Origin of the sequence: Vibrio metschnikovii CIP 69.14, assembly GCF_000176155.1 — a bacterium.
Lineage (GTDB): Bacteria > Pseudomonadota > Gammaproteobacteria > Enterobacterales > Vibrionaceae > Vibrio > Vibrio metschnikovii.
This window is the reverse complement of the sequence record NZ_ACZO01000006.1, coordinates 496,362-515,739: the sequence shown is the minus strand read 5'-3', so window position 1 is coordinate 515,739 and position 19,378 is coordinate 496,362. Positions and strand designations below refer to the sequence as shown.

Below are 19,378 nucleotides of genomic sequence, written 5' to 3'. Positions count from 1 at the left end.
TGCCTACCTCGATTTTAATATTGACAGTCATATCATTCTTATTGATTCGATTCGTTATTCTCATCGAGAATCATAAATATCTAGCACCATCATGAACGACTTCTTGTTTATAGTACGAAAAAAATCAAGAGGTCACTATGAACACACGAATAATGGCTGGGTTAGTTTCCCTTTCTTTACTGGGTTGTGTCTCTCACCACCCTACTACACTTTTACAAGCCGATCAGCGATGGGTAACGGGTCAATTAGAGAATGGCTTAACCTATCATCTGTACCCTGATCATCATCAACCCGTTTCCATTCGTTTTTATGTCCATGCGGGGTCGCTACAAGAAAGTCCTGAACAATCCGGCTACGCGCATTTCGTCGAACATATGGCTTTTAATGGCAGTATCCATTACCAACATAATGATGTGATTAAGATGGTGCAGCAGACCGGAGCCAGTTTTGGGGCCGACCTGAATGCATTTACTAGCTACAAAGAAACCGTCTATAGCCTCGATTTGCCGGATAACCTAGCGATAGACAAAGCATTACTCTGGTTTAGAGATATTGCCGACGGTCTACATTTTACGCCGCAAGAAGTTGAAAAAGAAAAAGGCGTGATCATGGGTGAATTTCGTTATCGAATAAGTGACGATAAACCATTTGAACAAAAATTTTATGAGCAATTAATCGCAAAAACGATTTATGCTCAACATGACGTATTAGGAACGCGAGATAGTGTTCAACAAGCGACTCCTGAACGCCTAAAAACCTTTTATCAAACGTGGTATCAACCTCAATTAACAGAAATTGTTATTACGGGTAATGTCACTCTCGAACAAGGTGAAACATGGATACAAGAGTACTTTGCTGACTGGCAGGCTGGTGAAACACGTCGCCCAGTTCTTCCAAGTCAAACAAAATTGGATACACAAGATTTTATTGATTACGTCGCGGCTGGTGAACACCCAAGTTTTTCTCTGTTAATCGATCGTGGAGAACATCGTATTACCAATCACGAACAGTTAATTAATCATCGTCTAGATAATATTGCTGAACAACTCATCTCTTATCGACTTGCTGCCGAGTTTAATCAAGCCGCACAAGTTCATACTCAATTACATACGATCAGTTATCGTATACTTGATCAACGCTATTCTCTGATCAGTGTGGCTTTTCCTTACCAACAAAGAGGCATGGTCACCGACCTTACCTTATCGACATTGTCGTCACTCCGTGATTTTGGCGTCAGCGAGCAAGAGCTACAGGTGGTACTTCATTCGTACCAAGATGACCTCCTGTATGCGACTCAAAACAAGCATAATCGGTTACCCCCTGAACATGCGAATGATCGAGTTTGGGCTATCTCTAACCAAGAGGTACTACAAAGTGACCTCGATTTTCAGTATGGTCTAAAACAGTTACTCAGCAAAGCTTCTGTTGAAGAGGTCAATCGTCACTTAAAACAGTTACTGCGTAGTGATGCCACCATCATTATTGGTGCTGATCGACAAGAAACTTTATCCAAACTCACCAATCAACGAGATCATATACAAAAAACCAAGCAACGCCGTGGGATAAAAACTGAAATAGCCGACATTAATCCTGCATTGTATCAACCGATACAACAAGGAGAGATTATTAGCTCACAGTCTATCCACACCGACCCTGATATTGTTCATTGGCAATTAGAAAATGGTGTAGATGCTTATTTATTAAGAACATATAGTGGGGAAAAAAAAGCTGCAACTTTTTTACTCTAGCTTAGGTGGCTACGCTGCTTTACCCAATGACCTATTTTATGCAACCGATATTTCACCGACCGTTCTGATGCAATCGGGTTTGGGTGACATGAATGGAGCACAAACGGACAGCTACTTGAAACGCAAAAACATGTCGATGGCGACCTTTATTGATACCACCTCACACTGGTTAAGATTGGAAATGAATCAAAAGGATTTAGATGAAGGGTTCGCGATGATTCACCAGTTCTCTACACGGCCAAATCTTGATCTCATAAAACTGGATACGACCAATCAGCAACACAGAGCTAACTTAAGTCAGTTTGTGGCGACGCCCCTTGGTCAACTCATTAAAGCCGTTAGCCATGATTCTTATAATCCGAGCAGTGCCCATTGGTTTAGGGATACTCAAGATCAACCGATTCCGACGGCAGATCAAGTCATGCAAGTGCATCAACAACTCTTTCAGCAAGGTAACTTTACTTTGGTTATCGTTGGCGATGTGACACCCTCGACCATCACTCCCTTATTACGTCAATATATTGCTAATATTCCACTAGCGCCATCGCAACCACTTAGACTTACTGCGGACTATTCAACCTCCATCAGTTCACAATTAGAATTACCGATAAATACAGACAACCACACTCTGATTGTTCATCGTTATATTGCTGCTGATTCCTCAGTCAAAAGCGCAAAAACCGTGTTCCTAGAAGACATGCTCTATCGCTTAGCGACACAAAGATTATTAGCCAACATTAGAGAAAATAAAGGGTTGGATTATACCCCTGAAGTTATCCCACTCAATAAGGATAGTGAACCGAGTTCTGATTGGTCATTTATTACCACCATTGATTCCGCTTATGTTGAGCAAACACAACAAGCTGTTCAGGAAGTTATCGAGAGTTTAACGCAGCATATCAGCCAAGAAGAAGTACAAACTGTCGCGAAACAACTCATCGTAGATTTAAAACCATTACAAGATAGACCAGAACAAATGGCATCAATGCTTAGCCGTTACCTTATTCATGGTTATGGCATTGAAGCTCTAATGAATATCGAAGATACGGCGAATAGCATTCGTGCTGAAGAGATGCAGCATCGAGCAAAGCAAATGTTTGGTGATACAAGTATCAAACAAATCAGCATAATGACACCTAAACAGAGCGGTTAATCTATTGCTCTAAGGAAAAGCTGCTCTAAACCGAGATACCCAAACGACGTACTAAAGCACTCAAGTCGATTATGGGTATTTTAGGGAAAAAAATGGGCCATAACGCCATAACTAATCACAAACACGGTTGTCTTTCTGCTAAATGCAGCAAGACATCCGCTTGTGTTAGTAAACCTTTATACTTCTCACCATCCACCAAAACCCAAGGAAAGGGGGTTTCGTTACTGATTAATTCCGAGATTTTATCTTGTTTGGTATCCGCATTGAGTTGAGTAAAATGGATTTGCATTAACTGATTAACAGGTCGTCGCCAAATCGCGGCTTCACGCATCGTTTCCAGCTCAGTCCCCATCGTTGGGGTTAAGTGCAAATTTAACGTCTCTCTTAGCACAATTCCAACACAAACCCCTTTATTGATAACCGGTAGTGCGTCAGTTTGTGTCACTTTAAAATACTTGTCGACTAAAGAGAGGGGCTCACTCGGATCAAGATGCGGTTTACCTTTAAATAAATGAATTAAGCTGGTTTTCTTTTGTTGTTGATCAGGTTCAGTATCGATTGTAACTAAATTTCGACGATAATTTTTCGCTTGATGTAATGATGTAAAAGGCAATGGTTTAGAAAAGAAATAGCCTTGCATATAATCGACGCCCAATGACTTTAATACCATCACTTCTTGTTCAGTTTCGACCCCTTCTGCAACAACCTTAATCCCTAGACTATGACATAATCCAATGATCATATTTACTATTTTGCATTTATTACTACCAAGCTGAATATCAGTAACAAACTCACGATCGATTTTCAAATAATCAAAATGACAATCACTTAAATAAGTAAATGAAGAATATCCAGTACCAAAATCATCAATCGCAATGGTCACACCTTGTTCACGTAGTGATTTTAATGCGTTAGCTTGTTGTGACTGGCTATCAAAATAAGCACTTTCTGTTAATTCTATCGTAATTGATTGTGGGCTATCGGTGTAATTTTCTATCATTTCTAAGGTATTGGTTAATATTTGCACCGCATCCATTTTGCTATTAAAAGAGCGATTAATGGTTAATCCGATATGTTGCCCAAATAACATCTTAATCTTAGGTAAAGCTTGTAAAGAGAGAATACCGACCGTTCTATCTAACTCGCTGATCAAGTTAAGATCCTCAGCAATACTGATCATTTCTTGAGTCGTGAATGCATTATCCTTAGTGGGTTTAAAACGGCATAACGCTTCAAACTTCGCTATTTCCCAGGTTTTGGTATCGACAATCGGCTGATAATGTACCTCGAGATCTCTTTCAGAGATCGCTTTGCTCACTAAGTCCTCTAAAGATTTTCGACGCTTAACTTGTTGATGTATCTCGCTGTGATAGAAACTAATCGTCTTTGATTCACCAGCATGTTGTTCAAGCATCGCCTGCATGGCATGAGTGACCATTCTAGCAGGAGTTTTAGCGTCTAACTCTAAAACCGAAACACCAATACGACCACCGATCACCGTCGCGTATATTTCAGATTCTTTTTTCAAATCTTGCATAAAGCGTCGAATAGCATGCTGAATTTGTCGAAAGTCCGTCGTTTTTTGACACTTAGTACACGCTAAACACACAGCATAAATGTCTTTACCAACGTAACCTGCCAATTTTACTTCTTCACTATTAACTAAGAAATTAGATAACATGACCATCTCAGCATGATGATGATCTGTCGAAAATTGAGGCTGAAAAACAAGCACAATTAATGTGGTATCGTCTTGATTTTCTTTCTGGTAGATACTCAGTAAATCTTTAAATTTCTCTTCCGTTGGCAATTGGGTGAGCAGATCAATTTCGCCTAATGGGGTATCGGCTACCCGATAAAGGTTTTCTGACAAATCCAAAGTCATCCCTAAAAAAAAGACCCGACCATCCTGTAAAGTAATTTTCTGAATGGTCAACTCTTGTGGAGAGATTTTTCCTGATGCTAATCGATTTAAAATCACCCCGCTCCAACTACCATAATGATTAATGTCATGCCACATAGATTGATAAAAGTCGGCTGAGTGCTTTTGACTATTAAAAATACTCGCCTTTAAACCGAGTAATTCGCTTTGTTTAAAGCCCGAATATTGCTCAAAATAACGGTTACATGCCAAAATCCGTGTCTCTTGATCAGTCAACATAAATCCATGGTGCGTATTATCAAAAAGATCTTCAAAAAGTTTAGCTAACTCTCTAATCGAGCCTAAAATCATTAATGGCTGTACAGTACCTTTAAGTAAAACGGTTGAAACCCGCTCAATCAAAAACTCCACATAAATCAACGTTTGTTCAGCAATAACCAAGCTGCAGTTAAAATGATGACTCTCGCCTGTTTCAATCACATATTTGAAACAACGCTTCATCTCAGCGGCCTTACTCGGCGTCATATAACGTAAAAAATCTTTGATATTAGTAAAAGAGTGCTTCGAAGAAAGTAGGCTATTGAGTACGGCTTGGTCACAAATGAACTCATGAGTCTCAATATTCAGTGACCATGCAATCGAACGGTATCCTACACTGGTAGGATTTTTTAATGCCTTCTTCTGCAAGCATTCTTGAGAATCTGCTTGTGCCATAATTATCCCAGCTCTTCAACGTGACCGATACTTATTAGCAAGCCATACTCACCATGAAGCAATGAACTTACATAAATAAAAACCATTTGCTTATTAAATATTGTAGCCTATATCACAGAAAGTGACGGTGATTTTCGGATCTTCAGTAACCCATTTAAATTCATCACCAAAAATTAATCGTCATTATTTATCGCCACAAGAAGCCCGACATGACTTAACAGGTTCCCCTAGATACTACTGATACAAGTCGTTATAATGCGCGGCTTATCAATCAGAGGTTAAAATATGCACAGCAAGATCACTCCTATCCATCACTACAAAAAATACTGGGCTGAATGTTTTGGAACTGCACCCTTTCTTCCTACCAGTAAGCAAGAGATGGATGCGCTAGGATGGGATAGCTGCGATATTATTATTGTCACTGGCGATGCGTATGTTGATCATCCCAGTTTTGGGATGGCGATCATTGGCCGCTTACTAGAAGCGCAAGGGTTTCGGGTCGGTATCATTGCACAGCCTGAATGGCATAATAAAGAGGCTTTTATGGCCCTCGGTAAGCCAAATCTCTTTTTTGGCATCACCGCAGGCAATATGGACTCGATGATTAACCGCTACACCTCTGATAAAAAGCTGCGCCATGATGATGCCTATACGCCAAATAATGAAGGTGGTAAGCGTCCTGATCGCGCCACGTTAGTCTATTCTCAACGCTGCCGAGAAGCTTATAAAGATGTCCCATTAGTCTTAGGTGGTATTGAAGCGAGCTTACGCCGCGTTGCTCATTATGATTATTGGTCTGATAAAGTTCGTCGCTCGGTGCTGTTCGATTCCAAAGCAGATATTTTGTTGTTTGGTAACGCCGAGCGTGCTTTAGTCGAAGTCGCTCATCGTTTGGCTAATGGCGACGCTATCACTGAGATGACCAATATCCGCGGCACGGCAGTTATCCTTCCTACAGCACCCGAACATTACACGATCATTGACTCTTCACGGATTGAAAAACCGGGTAAAGCGTTTGTACCGATTAATCCTTATGCGGTAGAGACTCAATGTGAGACTAATCAGGAAAAAGAAGCCGAAGCCAAGCCAATCACCATTCGTCCTTCTCGTCACGATGCAGCAACGACAGCCGTACGCTTACCAGCCTTCGAAAAACTGAATAATGACCGCATCCTTTACGCTCATGCAAGTCGCGTATTGCATTTAGAAACCAATCCCTATTCGGGACGTGCATTAATTCAGCGCCATGGCGATCGTGAATTGTGGGTCAACCAAGCCCCGATCCCACTCACCACCGAAGAGATGGATTACGTATTTGGATTAAATTACGCCCGAGTGCCTCATCCTCAATACGGCCAAGCAAAGATCCCCGCTTACGACATGATCAAGACCTCAGTAAACATCATGCGTGGCTGTTTTGGGGGTTGTTCATTTTGCTCAATTACTGAGCATGAAGGACGAATTATTCAAAACCGCTCAAAAGAGTCGATCCTCAATGAGATGGAAGAAATTCGCGATAAAGTGCCAGGATTTACTGGGACGATCTCTGATCTAGGAGGTCCAACCGCCAATATGTACCGTTTAGGTTGTAGCGATCCTAAAGCAGAAATGAACTGTCGTCGTCCGTCGTGTGTTTTTCCGGGTATTTGCCATAAACTCAATACTGATCATAAACATACCATTGATCTTTATCGTGAAGCGCGCAAGGTAAAGGGCATCAAAAAAGTGATGATTGCTTCTGGTGTACGCTATGATTTAGCGATTGAATCTCCAGAGTATGTCCGTGAACTGGTCACTCACCACGTTGGCGGTTATCTAAAAATTGCTCCTGAACATACCGAAAAGAACCCGCTCGATCTGATGATGAAACCAGGTATGGGTACCTATAACCGTTTTAAAGAGATGTTTGAGAAATACAGTGCGGAAGCGGGTAAAAAACAGTATTTAATCCCTTACTTTATTTCTGCTCATCCAGGTACCGAGGATGAGGATATGCTCAACCTTGCGCTGTGGTTAAAATCCAATAATTATCAATGTGACCAGGTGCAAAACTTCTACCCATCACCGATGTGTAACGCTACAGCAATGTATTACTCAGAAACTAACCCATTAAAACGAGTCAAATACAAAAAACGAGAAGAGATTACTGTCGCTAAAGGTGAGCGCCAACGTCGATTGCATAAAGCATTACTACGTTACCATGATCCGCTTAACTGGCCTTTGATCCGTGAAGCTCTGATTAACATGGGCAAGAAACATTTAATCGGAGACAAAGCAACCTGTTTAGTACCCGCTGATGATGTTGACGCTCGCACTCCTGCGCAAAGACGTAAATCGGGACGCCACGGTGCCAATCGGTTTGCCACCAAGCATACCAATACCCAACCTGGATTTGATGCACTGCGCAGCAATACCAAACCTCATACGGCTAAAAAAACATCATCGCCTAAAGGGAAAAGCCACACCACTAAACCAACCGCTAAATCCGCTCGCCCTTAATCGCTTAGCTTATATTGGATATAAAAAACTCAGGCAAACCGCCTGAGTTTTTTTATTAAAGGAGAGAGAATTAAACAATAAACTTGTTCATCACTGCCTCTTGACGACGAACATCTTCAAGCTGCTCTTGCATCTGTTGGTTTGATTGGCTAGCGGTATCCGATACTTGTACCGATAAGTCTTTAATTTTCACCGTATTAGTATTAATCTCTTCAGCAACCAAGCTTTGCTCTTCAGCCGCCGACGCGATTTGCATATTCATATCACTAATTTGCTGAATCGCTTGACGAATACGCAATAAAGCATCGTTCGCTTCGCTCGCCTTGGCGACGGTCTCTGTTGCCGTATCTTTACTTTGTCTCATAGCCCCAGCGACTGAGCTTGATCCCACTTGCAGTTGTTCGATCATACTGCGAATCTCTGTGGTCGATTGTTGCGTTCTTTGGGCAAGTGTACGCACTTCATCGGCCACAACCGCAAAACCACGGCCAGATTCTCCTGCTCGCGCTGCTTCAATCGCTGCATTCAAAGCCAATAGGTTGGTTTGATCAGCAATATCATTAATGACTTTTAAAATGGTCTCGATGTTTGAGGTCGCACTTTCTAATTGCTTGACCTCTTCTACCGCTTGATCAATACGTAACGCTAGGGAATTAATCGCTTCCGTGGTATGTGATACCACTTCAGAGCCTTGTTGCGTGGCATTATCTGCTTCTTGCGCAGCTGAAGCTGCGCCTTGCGCATTACCAGCCACATTCATTGCTGTCGCGGCCATTTCATTCATTGCCGTTGCCAACTGCTCCACCTCATGCATTTGACTTTGCATTGCTTCGGTCGACGCTTGTAAACCGTGAGCGGTAGATTCGGTACTATGCATGATCTGTTGACCAATCTGCTTCGACTCTTTAATCAACTGCTGCAGAGTTTCGGTAAAGCGATTAAAGCCGCTGGCTAATCGAGCAAACTCATAATCCGTATTGGTATCAAGCCGTTTGGTCAAGTCTCCCTGTCCAGAAGCAACATCTTGAATCGCATCATTGAGAGTATCTAATGGGCGCATTAAAATACGGATCACGAAAGAAAGAATTAAGGTGCTGACCACTAAAGCAAGTAACGAGTAAATTAACGCACTGCGACGTAAATCATCAACCGCAGCAAAAGCAATACTCTCATCCAGTAAAACCCCAACTGACCAAGTTTCACCGGGGATTGGTACAAAACGTAATTGATAATCTTGATTATTAATCCTCACTTCTTGTACATCACGACTGATACGTACATTCGGTAAGAAAGCCGACATCGGTTCACCATTAAAACGCGATTCAGGGTGAGCAACGGTAGTACCATCATCAGAAACGATAAATAGATAACCCGCATCAAATAGAGAGACTTGGTTAACCAGTTCGGCAAGAGACACAAGGCTAACATCAAAAAATATTGCCCCTGAAAATTGCCCACGGTAATTAACTGGTGTGGCAATCGAGATCAAGATCTCTCCCGTAGCTGAATCTGCATAAGGCGCGGTAATGGTTAATTGCCCTGCATTTTTGGCATCACGATACCAGGGCCGAACCCTTGGATCCCATGTTGCCCCTGGGTTCCAACTTGGGTCACTACCGACATAAGAGCCATCTTTATCATAACCAAACCCGACCAAAATAAAACTTTTCGCTAAAGCCCTCTGGCGAAGCACATCGGCGACACTTCGAGGATCAATATCGACCTGAACCAGCTCTGTAACATACTGTGCTAACGCTTTACTACCACTGAGATCTTTACTCACCGTATTGCGTACCCCACTAACAATTTCATCGACGCTGCTATTCACTTGAGTTTCAATCTCAGAGCGCATAGTAAAATACTGTTGCGTCGACAAAAGTGTCAGCGTCAAAAGTAGCATCACGGATGACGCTGCGACTACTTTATGACTGAATTTCATGGTTTATCCCTCAAAGCAAACTATTTTCATGCATGGTTGTGCATGCTCACGTCCTTAATTGTTTGGGTCAGACAAAGGGATGACAGCAACATAACGTTACTAGGATCGATTTACTCCAACTCACTAAGGTTTGCTAAGCCATTTACACCAAACCAACTCCATTTTTTTATGCACTAAGTATGAACCAAGATCTGTCATTGTGCTGAACAAAACATCGATTATTATCAAATTTATCAAGAATAAAAAACCGCAGTCAGGATACGACACTCCTGACTGCGGTTTGATCGAGAGAAATAAAGCGAGTTAGGCGTATTGCTCAGCAAACTCTTGCATAAAATCGACCAGAGCTTGCACTCCCTCTAATGGCATTGCGTTGTAAATCGATGCGCGCATTCCACCAGATACTCGATGGCCTTTTAGCGAAACTAAGCCTCGAGTTTCGGCCAACGATAAAAAGGTCTCATCTAACTCAGGTTTGGCTAATTGGAAAGGCACATTCATTAATGAACGATTATCTGGATGAATGGTGTTACGATAAAAATCTGACGAGTCAATGTAGTCGTACAATAACGCACCTTTGGCTCGATTAATCTTCTCTATCGCTTGAACACCACCTTGCTGTTTGAGCCATTGAAATACTAACCCTGACAGATACCATGCAAAGGTCGGTGGCGTGTTAAACATCGATTCTTGTTCGGCCAACAATTGATAGTTAAGAATACTCGGTAATACCTCATTCGCTAAACCGAGTAAATCATCACGCACAATCACAATGCAGATCCCAGCAGGCCCAATGTTCTTCTGCGCGCCAGCATAAATCACCCCATAACGAGAGACATCGATCTCTCGTGATAAAATCGTCGAGGACATATCGGCCACAATCGGTTTATCGGTGATCGGTAAATCATTAATTTCAATGCCATCAATCGTTTCATTAGGACAGAAATGCACGTAAGCCGAGTCTGGATCAATCGCCCATTCACTGGCTGGCCGTACCGCCGTTTTGCCTTGCTTATTGATTTTGGCGTCAAAGACATCGACACGACAATATTTTTGAGCTTCTTTGACCGCACTCGCTGCCCAGTATCCTGCGTCAATATAGGTAGCGGTATTCGCCGTACCCAATAAGTTTAGGGGGACCGCCGCGAATTGAGCCCGAGCGCCGCCATGACAGAAAAGCACCTTGTAATTATCAGGAACGTTGAGCAAATCACGTAAATCTTGTTCAGCCTGCTGCGCCACTTGAATAAAGGGCTTACTACGGTGGCTAATTTCCATCACCGAGACGCCAAGGCCATTCCAGTTCACTAACTCAGCTTGCGCTTTATCCATGACGGCTTTAGGTAAGGCGGCGGGACCCGCACTAAAATTATAAATAGTGTCCGTATTCGGCTCCATGTATTGCTTGCTCCTGCTATCGAAAATGGGGAAATGATGTCAAAAATGTAACTGTACTCACCATCTCTCTCTGAAAGAGCCCATGCTGAGTGTTTTCGGTATACCACTTTTTTATAAGAAGAAACAGCTTGAACTTACTGAAGATCAGCGGTTAATTATTTTTCCATCAACTTATCCGCATGACTTTCAGAACCGCCCCCTTAAGAGGCGGCTTAATTAAAAAATGAAGACCCTCTTTATTAACGCATCAATAAGGGCATCATCAAATTGATCAAAGGCACTTGTTTACCATTATCAAATGAGACATTGCCTTGATTGATTTGCGCATGAACTCGATACCCTTGTTCATCTTGTGTAGCCATCTCCATCATCACCAGTTCATCCATTCCTTGCTGAATAAAAGGGTAATCTTGGGCAAATTGTTGAGAGACAAAATTATCAAGATGACCCGTTAAAGCCGGTAAAATCACGCTGGGGTCTTGCAAAATATTATTTGTACCTTCAGGAATCGTCAGCATCCAATTGGCCGAAAAATCACCGTCACCCACTTTAACAGCGAGTTGGTTTAGGCTCAGACTAAAACCTTGAGAAAACAGTGTTTCGATCAATGGTAGTGCTTGATTTAAAGCCTGTGCTGGCATGGTTGAGTAGGTTTGATATAGCGCGGACAATTGCTCAAAAGCTTGGCTATCAACATCCGCTAACGTAAAGTCAAACGTAGCATCATGCACTTCACCTTCATCGCTAATCACTTGATCAACCGTCAATTTATGTTGGCTAGTAAAACGTTTTTTATGGGCATCCATCGATGAAGTGAATTCATAACTACCCTGACGAACAAGCAAAAGGGATTGATGGTCACTGTCGTTAATCTCAAGTTCACCAATCGACAACGCTTGCTTACCCAGCCAAAAGCCATTTTCTTGTTTGCCATGACCTTTTGCTTCAAGTTTAGACAATTGCATTTTTTGACCGTCGATAAAATCAACCATTACCGAAGGCAAAGTTAGATCATAAGTCACTTCCCCTAAGGTAGTGACTGTGCCAGTAAGCTGAGCCGGCGTTAACGATATCCCTAAGGCTTCATTGTCCAACGGTTGGTAATGCCAGCTATCTAGCTGAATATGATAATCCGTATTGCCATTTAATTGGGTAACCGTGGTCATGGTTAATGGTAATTCCGGGTATTCTGGCAGCCTTGATTGCGCCGACAAACTGAATAATTGATGTTGAATATCGCTGTCCACTATCCACTGTGTTGGTAAACCTTCACTGATCAACTGTTGCCGAACTCGCTCATCGAGCACCGTAAATCGAGCTGAAACGTGAGAAGAAAGATAGCCACGGTCATAATGAATTAGCTCTGCGCTTATTTGTTCATTCGTTAAATTTTCTAAACCGTGAGTAATCGCTTTCTGACCTATTTGCCCAACCGCTAAAGGCCAACACAAGACTAAAACTACCGCTCCACCGATAGCCCCTATTCGTTTGATATTTTGCATAAATGACTCGATTGCTTATTATTTCAAGCAGTGTAACGCAGATGATTGATCGAGCTCAAGTGGCGCCTCATTACCATAAGCGAACTCAAATACTGACGAGGTTAAGATTCTTAAACTCAGCTCTCAAATCTTTTTTGCAAAGCTTGTTACAGTAGTCTGGCTAAAAAATAATGATAGGGACCACTGTGAATCGATATGCTCTGCTGTGCTTAGATAATAATCCCATTAGTATTGAACAATGGCGTCATGAATTAAGTGTTTTTTCCGCCAAGTTTGATCTCTATACCGCTGATTCTATCGTAGAGGCTCAGCAGGCACTCGAGTTCATCCAAGAAAACCAACAAACTGCTGCGTTAGTGATTGCCAGTCATCATGAAGGCTTTAATGGCGCCGAATTTTTAGTTCAATTAGATAAAAGCCCTGAGACGAAACACGCACGCAAAATATTAATCAGCAGCGGTCAAGATATTCAAGCCATTTTAAACGCGGTTAATGAAGGACGTTTAGATTATTGTTTAACCAAACCATTACAAGATAACGTGTTATGTAAGACGGTTCTCCAAGAGTTAACCACGTATGTTCTTGATAATGATAAAGACAATATTCTTACTTACAGCACCTTATTAGATCAAACCCGAATTTTACGCGCGCATATTGATCAGAAAATGCGTATCTATCGTGAAGGTTTTATCAGCGATTATCACCGAATGTCCGATCAACAACTCGCTGAGCAAGTTATCGGTGCCTTGTATGAGTTTTTTGACGGTAATGATGAAACACGCGCCTGTCGAACTTACTCTGCGGAGCACTTACTCACCGTTGAAGGTGAAGACAATCATTTCTTATGGTTTATTACCTCAGGTGAAGTGGCGCTGTATAAGCGAGATGAGCTCGGCCAACAAAGAGAAGTCGTGCGGCATAATAAGGGCAATATCGTCGGAGGGATGTCTTTTGTAACCGGAGAACCCTCTTTCTCGACCGCGTTAACGTTAACTCGTACTGATGTCATTAAATTAGATCGCGATATCTTTGCTAAAGTGATGCATAGCGATACCAGTTTACTGCCCCTATTTACTAACTTATTACTGCGTCATTTTAATCGACGGCTACAGCGCAGCATTAATACCAAATTACAATTACAAAAAACGCTCGACTCTCTCGAGTCGGCGCATAAACAACTGATGGAAAGTGAAAAAATGGCCATGCTGGGTCAGTTAGTTGCCGGCGTCGCTCATGAATTAAACAATCCTGTTGCGGCGATTCTACGTGGCAGTGATACTCTACGAACTCATATTGCTCACCTCGTCGGTCATGCTCCACCCCACTCTTTGGAACATACTGGCGCACAACTACTGGCCCAAGCCTTACAATCTAAACCTATGTCCACGGCCGAAGAGCGGGCAAAAGCCAAGCAAATCGCCGAACAAATTCATCATCCGCTATTAGCAAAAAAAATCGTCAAACTCGGCCTAGAGAACGACCAGCATCTACTCAATTTAGCTAAGTTTCAGCCACAACAAGCATTACGCGACATTGAACAATTAGAAGTGTATTTCTTAGCTGGGAGTAATCTTCGTTCGATTCAGGTTTGTGCGCAGCGAATTGCCGATATGGTCAAAAGTCTCAAAGGGTATGCGCGCGCAGATGACGAAACGTTTCATACCGTCGATATCCACGAAGGACTAGAGGACACTTTAGTTATTTTTGAAAATCGCCTCAAAAGACATCGGGTTGAAAAGCATTATGCCAAACTCCCCGCTATCTCTTGCCTCCCTATCGCCCTACAACAAGTTTGGACTAACCTTATCTCAAATGCGGTGGAAGCGTTTCCAGAGCATGGCGTATTAATCATTACCAGTGAGCTACGCCAACAAGGTAATCACGCTTATGCGGTGATCAGTTTTACCGATAATGGCTGTGGTATTCCTAAAGAGCGACAAGACGAGATTTTTACGCTTAATTACACCACCAAACGAGAAGGTGATTTTGGGCTAGGGATTGGTTTATCCGTTTGCCAACAAATTGTTCGTCAACACCAAGGATGGATCAACGTAGACAGTGAAGTTGGTCAATACACTACGATGCAGGTTTGGTTACCCGTCAACCGAGAACCTATTTAGGGAGAAATAAATGCAAAAACTGATGATTTTATGTGTCGATGATGAACGTGAAGTACTGAATAGTGTGATGCAAGATCTGAACGTCTTCGAAGAACATTTTATTCTCGAAGCCGCGGAGTCTGTGGCAGAGGCCAAAGAAGTCATTACTGATTACCAGCAGCAAGCAATCCCGCTGGCACTTATTTTGTGTGACCACATTATGCCTCAAGAAACCGGCATTCATTTTCTTATCGAACTTAACCAATCTGAGGCGACTCAGCCAACACGCAAGGTATTGTTAACCGGTCAAGCTGGATTAGACGATACCGTCGAAGCGATTAATCACTCGAGCTTGCATTTCTTCATCACGAAACCTTGGCAAGCCGAGCAATTACGTCATACCGTGAAAGAGCAGTTAACTCATTACGTGATCGAAAACGAGACCGATTTAATGGCTTGGATGCCAATTCTTGATACTGAGTTAATTCTAAATGCACTGGCTGCAAACCGCTCCAGCTATGGTGAATGATCTTTAAAGGTGAACAATATCGAGCTTAACGGATAAAAAGATGGTCGCGTTCTAAACAATATCATATTGATTTAGCTGTTTTTTTATCAAGGTGATCCAATCTTGACATTTTTTGGTAGAGTTCATCTCTATCAATCAATTATGATGTTATAACACTCGAAATAGTAATTGATTTAGTGTGTACCCTAGCCGCCCGTTCTATAAGCCGTATGCATTGGATTTGAAATCAGTTGCAACGTTTTCAATACTGCATCTTAATGTCGCTTGGGTATACTATAGAATTAATCATAAACAGATAGGTTTATTGTGACTATGCGCAAAACAATCATGGCAACCGCTCTACTTCTAACGTCGGCACACGCTTTGGCCCAAACGGATCCAAACAGCCCAACCGTGATGAGTAATTTTAACTACGAATATGTCGAAGCTCGCTTCGGCGCCAGCCCTGCTACCTTCGGTGCGGCAATCAGTAAATCGATTCATCCTAATGCTCATATGATTGCCCGTATCGATTCTGAGTTTGAAAGTGATTACGATCTCGCCGCAGGTTTTGGCTTTCACGCACCGATTAATAATTGGGCAGATTTAACGGGAGAAATGTTATTCCGTTTACAAGATAAGAAAAGCTACGGCAGTGCAGATTCGGGAATGGAACTGAATTTAGGTGTTCGTCAGTGGCTAGGGCCACAACTTGAAGTCGGCGGAAAAGCAGGTTATGTCTCTATTGATGATCGCGACGATTGGATAGGTTCTGTTTACGCTCGTTTCCATTCAACCGAACTATTTTCACTCGGTGCCGAAGCACGCTTCAATGATGCGTATGGCGACCAACTGATGCTTACGGCTCGATTTAAATACTAATTTTATCCCCTTCTTACTTGAATATGCAGCGGTATTGGCTGCAACGCCAACAAGTATGGAGATACCACTCAGTTTAAGTACTCTGTGCGTTTCATAAAACAAGCCGAAGTCTCTGACCTCGGCTTGTTTATTATTGCTCAACGAGCTTGGCAATATGCTAATAACTGCCGTTTTTGTGGCTCTTGGAGTAGCTTCCAGTGCACACCTTCAATCGCTCCAGCAAACTTCCACAGTAGCTTAACATCAACATCACTGCCATAAATTTTGCGAACCTTACTAAATACAGCAGGAGCGCCAAGTTTTACAAAAGTTTCCACATCGCTGACGCCGGCTTTTTTTACCATTCGCTCAAGAGTCAATTGCATATTAGGCAAGTCTCTTAACCGACGGCTCGCCTGCGATTTTTGAAAACTACGTTGTGAAATAGAATAAAAGATAGAACGTTGAATAATATCGTCTAATTGTGAGTAACCTTGTTCAAAAAGTTGCGTAATATCATAGTAATTAACCGTTGCTGTGGTCTGCTTTTTCACATGACGGAATTTTTCACACCCTAACTGGATTAATAATTCATCGAGTTCTTCACTACCACGAAGGAAAATCGCCCCCTCAGTCAACAATGCGTACATGGCTTCTTGTTGAAATAATCCAATACCACCGAACATTGAGCGTTTTTGGTAGTCCCCAAACTTAATTACATAATCAAAAAATGTTGTCTCACTCATCTTGATAGATCCTTTAATCGTCGTCCCCGAGTCACAAAGATCACCAGATAACAGCAAGTTATAGCGAATAAATTAGGTATACATCGCAAGCTTATTTTGACTACGTGCCTGCGTATTGATTTATGTACATGATAGTTAATTCCATAAAATAAGTCTGGACTTAACTCACATCCATCACTTGAAAAGCGTGTTAAAAAGCCACTGACTTCACAAAAACTTAATGTTGCATATCAGTCATTATTCATTTAATGCTTTATATTACACGATAAAACCATTAAGACCTGTTTAATGGTTGCATCTCTTTATTAGCAATCGGTAAAATGGGACGTCTTCCCGCTTTTGACCGGATACGATGAACCATTTATCTTTTTATTGGCTTCCCGAAAATAAACACCTCCTTATCCAAGGATTGGAAAGTGAGTTTGCTCAGCTGGTTAAATTTTCAATCAGTACAGGCAAGATTGCGCTTCCCCCTATCCCGGATGTGGTGTTGAAAATTCAACAATTATGCAGTATCGAATCCACCACGATCGCCGATGTTGCCGCCTGTCTAACTGACGATCCAAGCCTCGCAGCGGTGGTTATTCGTGTCGCAAACTCGGTGGTTTTTAATCGCCGAAATATTACCTGTCTGGATTTAAGCACTGCGGTTTCCCGCTTAGGTATTATACGCGTACGTGATATTGTCACCGCTCAAGCTATTGAGCAACTCAAGCATTCGATTAATCTAAGTACCGCGTGCAATAAAGTCCTGACCAATAGTGCGGCCATATCACGTGAATTTGGTGCCAGTATGGTTCTAGTCACTCAATGGTTTAAGCGTTTAGAACCGCAGCACTATCAACATTTAGAACAAGAGAAAGCTTTGTTGGTTGGTCTATTGGCCGATATCGGTCTGTTTTGCTTAGTGAATGAATACCATCTTTACTTGGAAAATGGACACTACCTTGATCAAGACATTGCGCTGCAGATTTTCCAATCGAACTGTTCGGCAACCAGTCAGTTAGTTTTAAAACATTGGGGATTTGATAACGATTTTCTCGAAGTGGCGAGTAACCAACCATTCATTGAGCATCACCAAGAAGTCAGTTATCTTGATATCGCTCGTATCGCAAATCATCTGTTATTATTTCGTAAACAAGATGACGCTTTAGACGAGCATGAAGTAGAAATTAACACCACGGGCGCGGAAGTGCTTTACCATTTAAGTAACATGACGGACGTTGAATTTCGTTCTCAGTTGCATGGCGTGATTAACGCCAGTGGTTTTTGACCCCCCTTCCCCAATCATCGTCAATACGAGCTGGGGTTACCTATTGAGGAATTTATGTTTTTAGGGATGCTATTTATTTTTGCTCCACTCGTTATCGGGTATCTTTTTTCTATTTCTCAGCCAGCAAAATTAACCTTACTCAACAAAGCAACGGTTTCGCTGGTTTATGTCATCCTTTTCCTGATGGGGCTTAGCCTCGCTGCATTAGATAATTTAAGCGCTAATCTACAAGCAATTTTGCGTATTGCAGGTGTGTTTTTTCTTGCTATGGGGTGCTGTAACTTGTTAGCTCTTCCCTGGATTGATAAATGGTTTCCCATTGATAGCCAAGCGACACAAACCAAATTACCCTTATCAAGCATGGCGTTAGAATCAATTAAGCTGATTTTTGTCGTGGGCGCAGGTCTGCTGCTTGGCTTGGTTCTTGGTTTTGATTTATCTTGGGTAGAAAGTGCCAGTGAATGGATTTTATTTATTTTACTGTTTTTTATTGGCGTTCAATTAAGAAACAGTGGCTTAACATTGAAACAGATCTTATTGAATAAGCATGGCATGATCATCGCCTCAGTCGTCATTATTACCTGCTGGATAGGTGGGATCCTAGCGGCCTTCATTCTCGATATCCCAATCTATCGAGCATTAGCCATGGCCTCTGGGTTTGGCTGGTACTCATTGTCTGGAATTCTGATGGGCGACGCTTTTGGCCCCGTATATGGTGGCGCTTCTTTTTTGATTGAGCTGATGCGTGAGTTAGTGGCACTGGCCTTAATACCGATGTTTATTGGTCGCAAGCCCTGCACTTCTATTGGCTACGCCGGAGCAACCGCCATGGATTTCACCCTACCAGTGATCCAGACGACAGGGGGAGTACGCTGTGTACCCATTGCGATTGTCAGTGGCTTTATCTTAAGTCTGTTAGTGCCGTTTTTAATGTTGTTATTTGTCTCTCTTGCAGGTTAACGCTCAAGAAACCGTTATAGCGTACTTTACAATGCATCAACATTTCATCAATATGCGTAACCCAATTAAGTGACTAAGTAAAACGCGCCAATCGAA

At 42.2% G+C, this 19,378-nt stretch carries 13 protein-coding genes; 8 read left to right on the top strand and 5 right to left on the bottom strand.

The genetic code is table 11. The features are described 5' to 3' along the window. Positions 1–137 precede the first annotated feature (137 nt). Both VIB_RS17045 and VIB_RS17040 read left to right on the top strand, forming a co-directional pair. On the top strand, positions 138–1,748 hold the full coding sequence (locus VIB_RS17045; RefSeq protein WP_083797750.1) for a M16 family metallopeptidase: 1,611 nt from the start codon (positions 138–140) through the stop codon (positions 1,746–1,748). Continuing rightward, entirely contained in the window at positions 1,714–2,901 is a 1,188-nt protein-coding gene (locus tag VIB_RS17040; RefSeq protein WP_050782713.1) for a M16 family metallopeptidase, read from the top strand. The genes VIB_RS17045 and VIB_RS17040 overlap by 35 nt, the downstream gene beginning before the upstream one ends. Before the next feature lie 115 nt (positions 2,902–3,016). Here VIB_RS17040 and VIB_RS05845 read toward each other — a convergent pair whose 3' ends face one another. Continuing rightward, positions 3,017–5,497 (bottom strand): bifunctional diguanylate cyclase/phosphodiesterase, encoded by a 2,481-nt coding sequence (locus VIB_RS05845; protein ID WP_004395048.1) that lies wholly within the window; start codon positions 5,495–5,497, stop codon positions 3,017–3,019. Between the two features lie 285 nt (positions 5,498–5,782). On the opposite strand from VIB_RS05845, the gene VIB_RS05840 reads away from it, so the two are divergent. Beyond that, complete coding sequence (locus tag VIB_RS05840; protein ID WP_083797749.1) at positions 5,783–7,996, top strand: YgiQ family radical SAM protein; 2,214 nt, start codon at positions 5,783–5,785, stop codon at positions 7,994–7,996. 70 nt (positions 7,997–8,066) lie between these two features. On the opposite strand, the gene VIB_RS05835 is transcribed toward VIB_RS05840, so the two are convergent. The 3 genes from VIB_RS05835 to VIB_RS05825 form a co-directional block, all read right to left on the bottom strand. After that, complete coding sequence (locus tag VIB_RS05835; protein ID WP_040904230.1) at positions 8,067–9,935, bottom strand: methyl-accepting chemotaxis protein; 1,869 nt, start codon at positions 9,933–9,935, stop codon at positions 8,067–8,069. A 303-nt stretch (positions 9,936–10,238) separates the two neighbouring features. After that, entirely contained in the window at positions 10,239–11,333 is a 1,095-nt protein-coding gene (serC, locus tag VIB_RS05830) for a 3-phosphoserine/phosphohydroxythreonine transaminase (RefSeq protein WP_004395045.1), read from the bottom strand. Positions 11,334–11,572: 239 nt separating this feature from the next. After that, the gene (locus VIB_RS05825) at positions 11,573–12,835 is read right to left on the bottom strand and encodes a DUF945 family protein (protein WP_004395044.1); all 1,263 of its coding nucleotides are present in this window, start codon (positions 12,833–12,835) and stop codon (positions 11,573–11,575) included. Positions 12,836–13,020: 185 nt separating this feature from the next. Here VIB_RS05825 and VIB_RS05820 point away from each other — a divergent pair, with 185 nt between their 5' ends. From VIB_RS05820 to VIB_RS05810, 3 genes are all read left to right on the top strand, one after another. Further along, on the top strand, positions 13,021–14,955 hold the full coding sequence (locus VIB_RS05820; RefSeq protein WP_040904229.1) for an ATP-binding protein: 1,935 nt from the start codon (positions 13,021–13,023) through the stop codon (positions 14,953–14,955). A 10-nt stretch (positions 14,956–14,965) separates the two neighbouring features. Next, positions 14,966–15,463 (top strand): response regulator, encoded by a 498-nt coding sequence (locus tag VIB_RS05815; RefSeq protein WP_004395042.1) that lies wholly within the window; start codon positions 14,966–14,968, stop codon positions 15,461–15,463. Between the two features lie 312 nt (positions 15,464–15,775). Next, positions 15,776–16,324, top strand: coding sequence for a hypothetical protein (locus VIB_RS05810; RefSeq protein ID WP_004395041.1), 549 nt, complete (start codon positions 15,776–15,778; stop codon positions 16,322–16,324). A 137-nt stretch (positions 16,325–16,461) separates the two neighbouring features. Here the strand turns inward: VIB_RS05810 and VIB_RS05805 are convergent, their stop codons facing one another. Beyond that, complete coding sequence (locus tag VIB_RS05805) at positions 16,462–17,049, bottom strand: TfoX/Sxy family DNA transformation protein (protein WP_004395040.1); 588 nt, start codon at positions 17,047–17,049, stop codon at positions 16,462–16,464. Between the two features lie 352 nt (positions 17,050–17,401). Between VIB_RS05805 and VIB_RS05800 the strand changes: the two genes are divergently transcribed. Beyond that, the gene (locus tag VIB_RS05800; RefSeq protein ID WP_004395039.1) at positions 17,402–18,322 is read left to right on the top strand and encodes an HDOD domain-containing protein; all 921 of its coding nucleotides are present in this window, start codon (positions 17,402–17,404) and stop codon (positions 18,320–18,322) included. A gap of 54 nt (positions 18,323–18,376) precedes the next feature. After that, positions 18,377–19,282, top strand: a complete 906-nt coding sequence (locus VIB_RS05795; protein WP_004395038.1) for a LysO family transporter — start codon at positions 18,377–18,379, stop codon at positions 19,280–19,282. Positions 19,283–19,378: the final 96 nt, after the last annotated feature.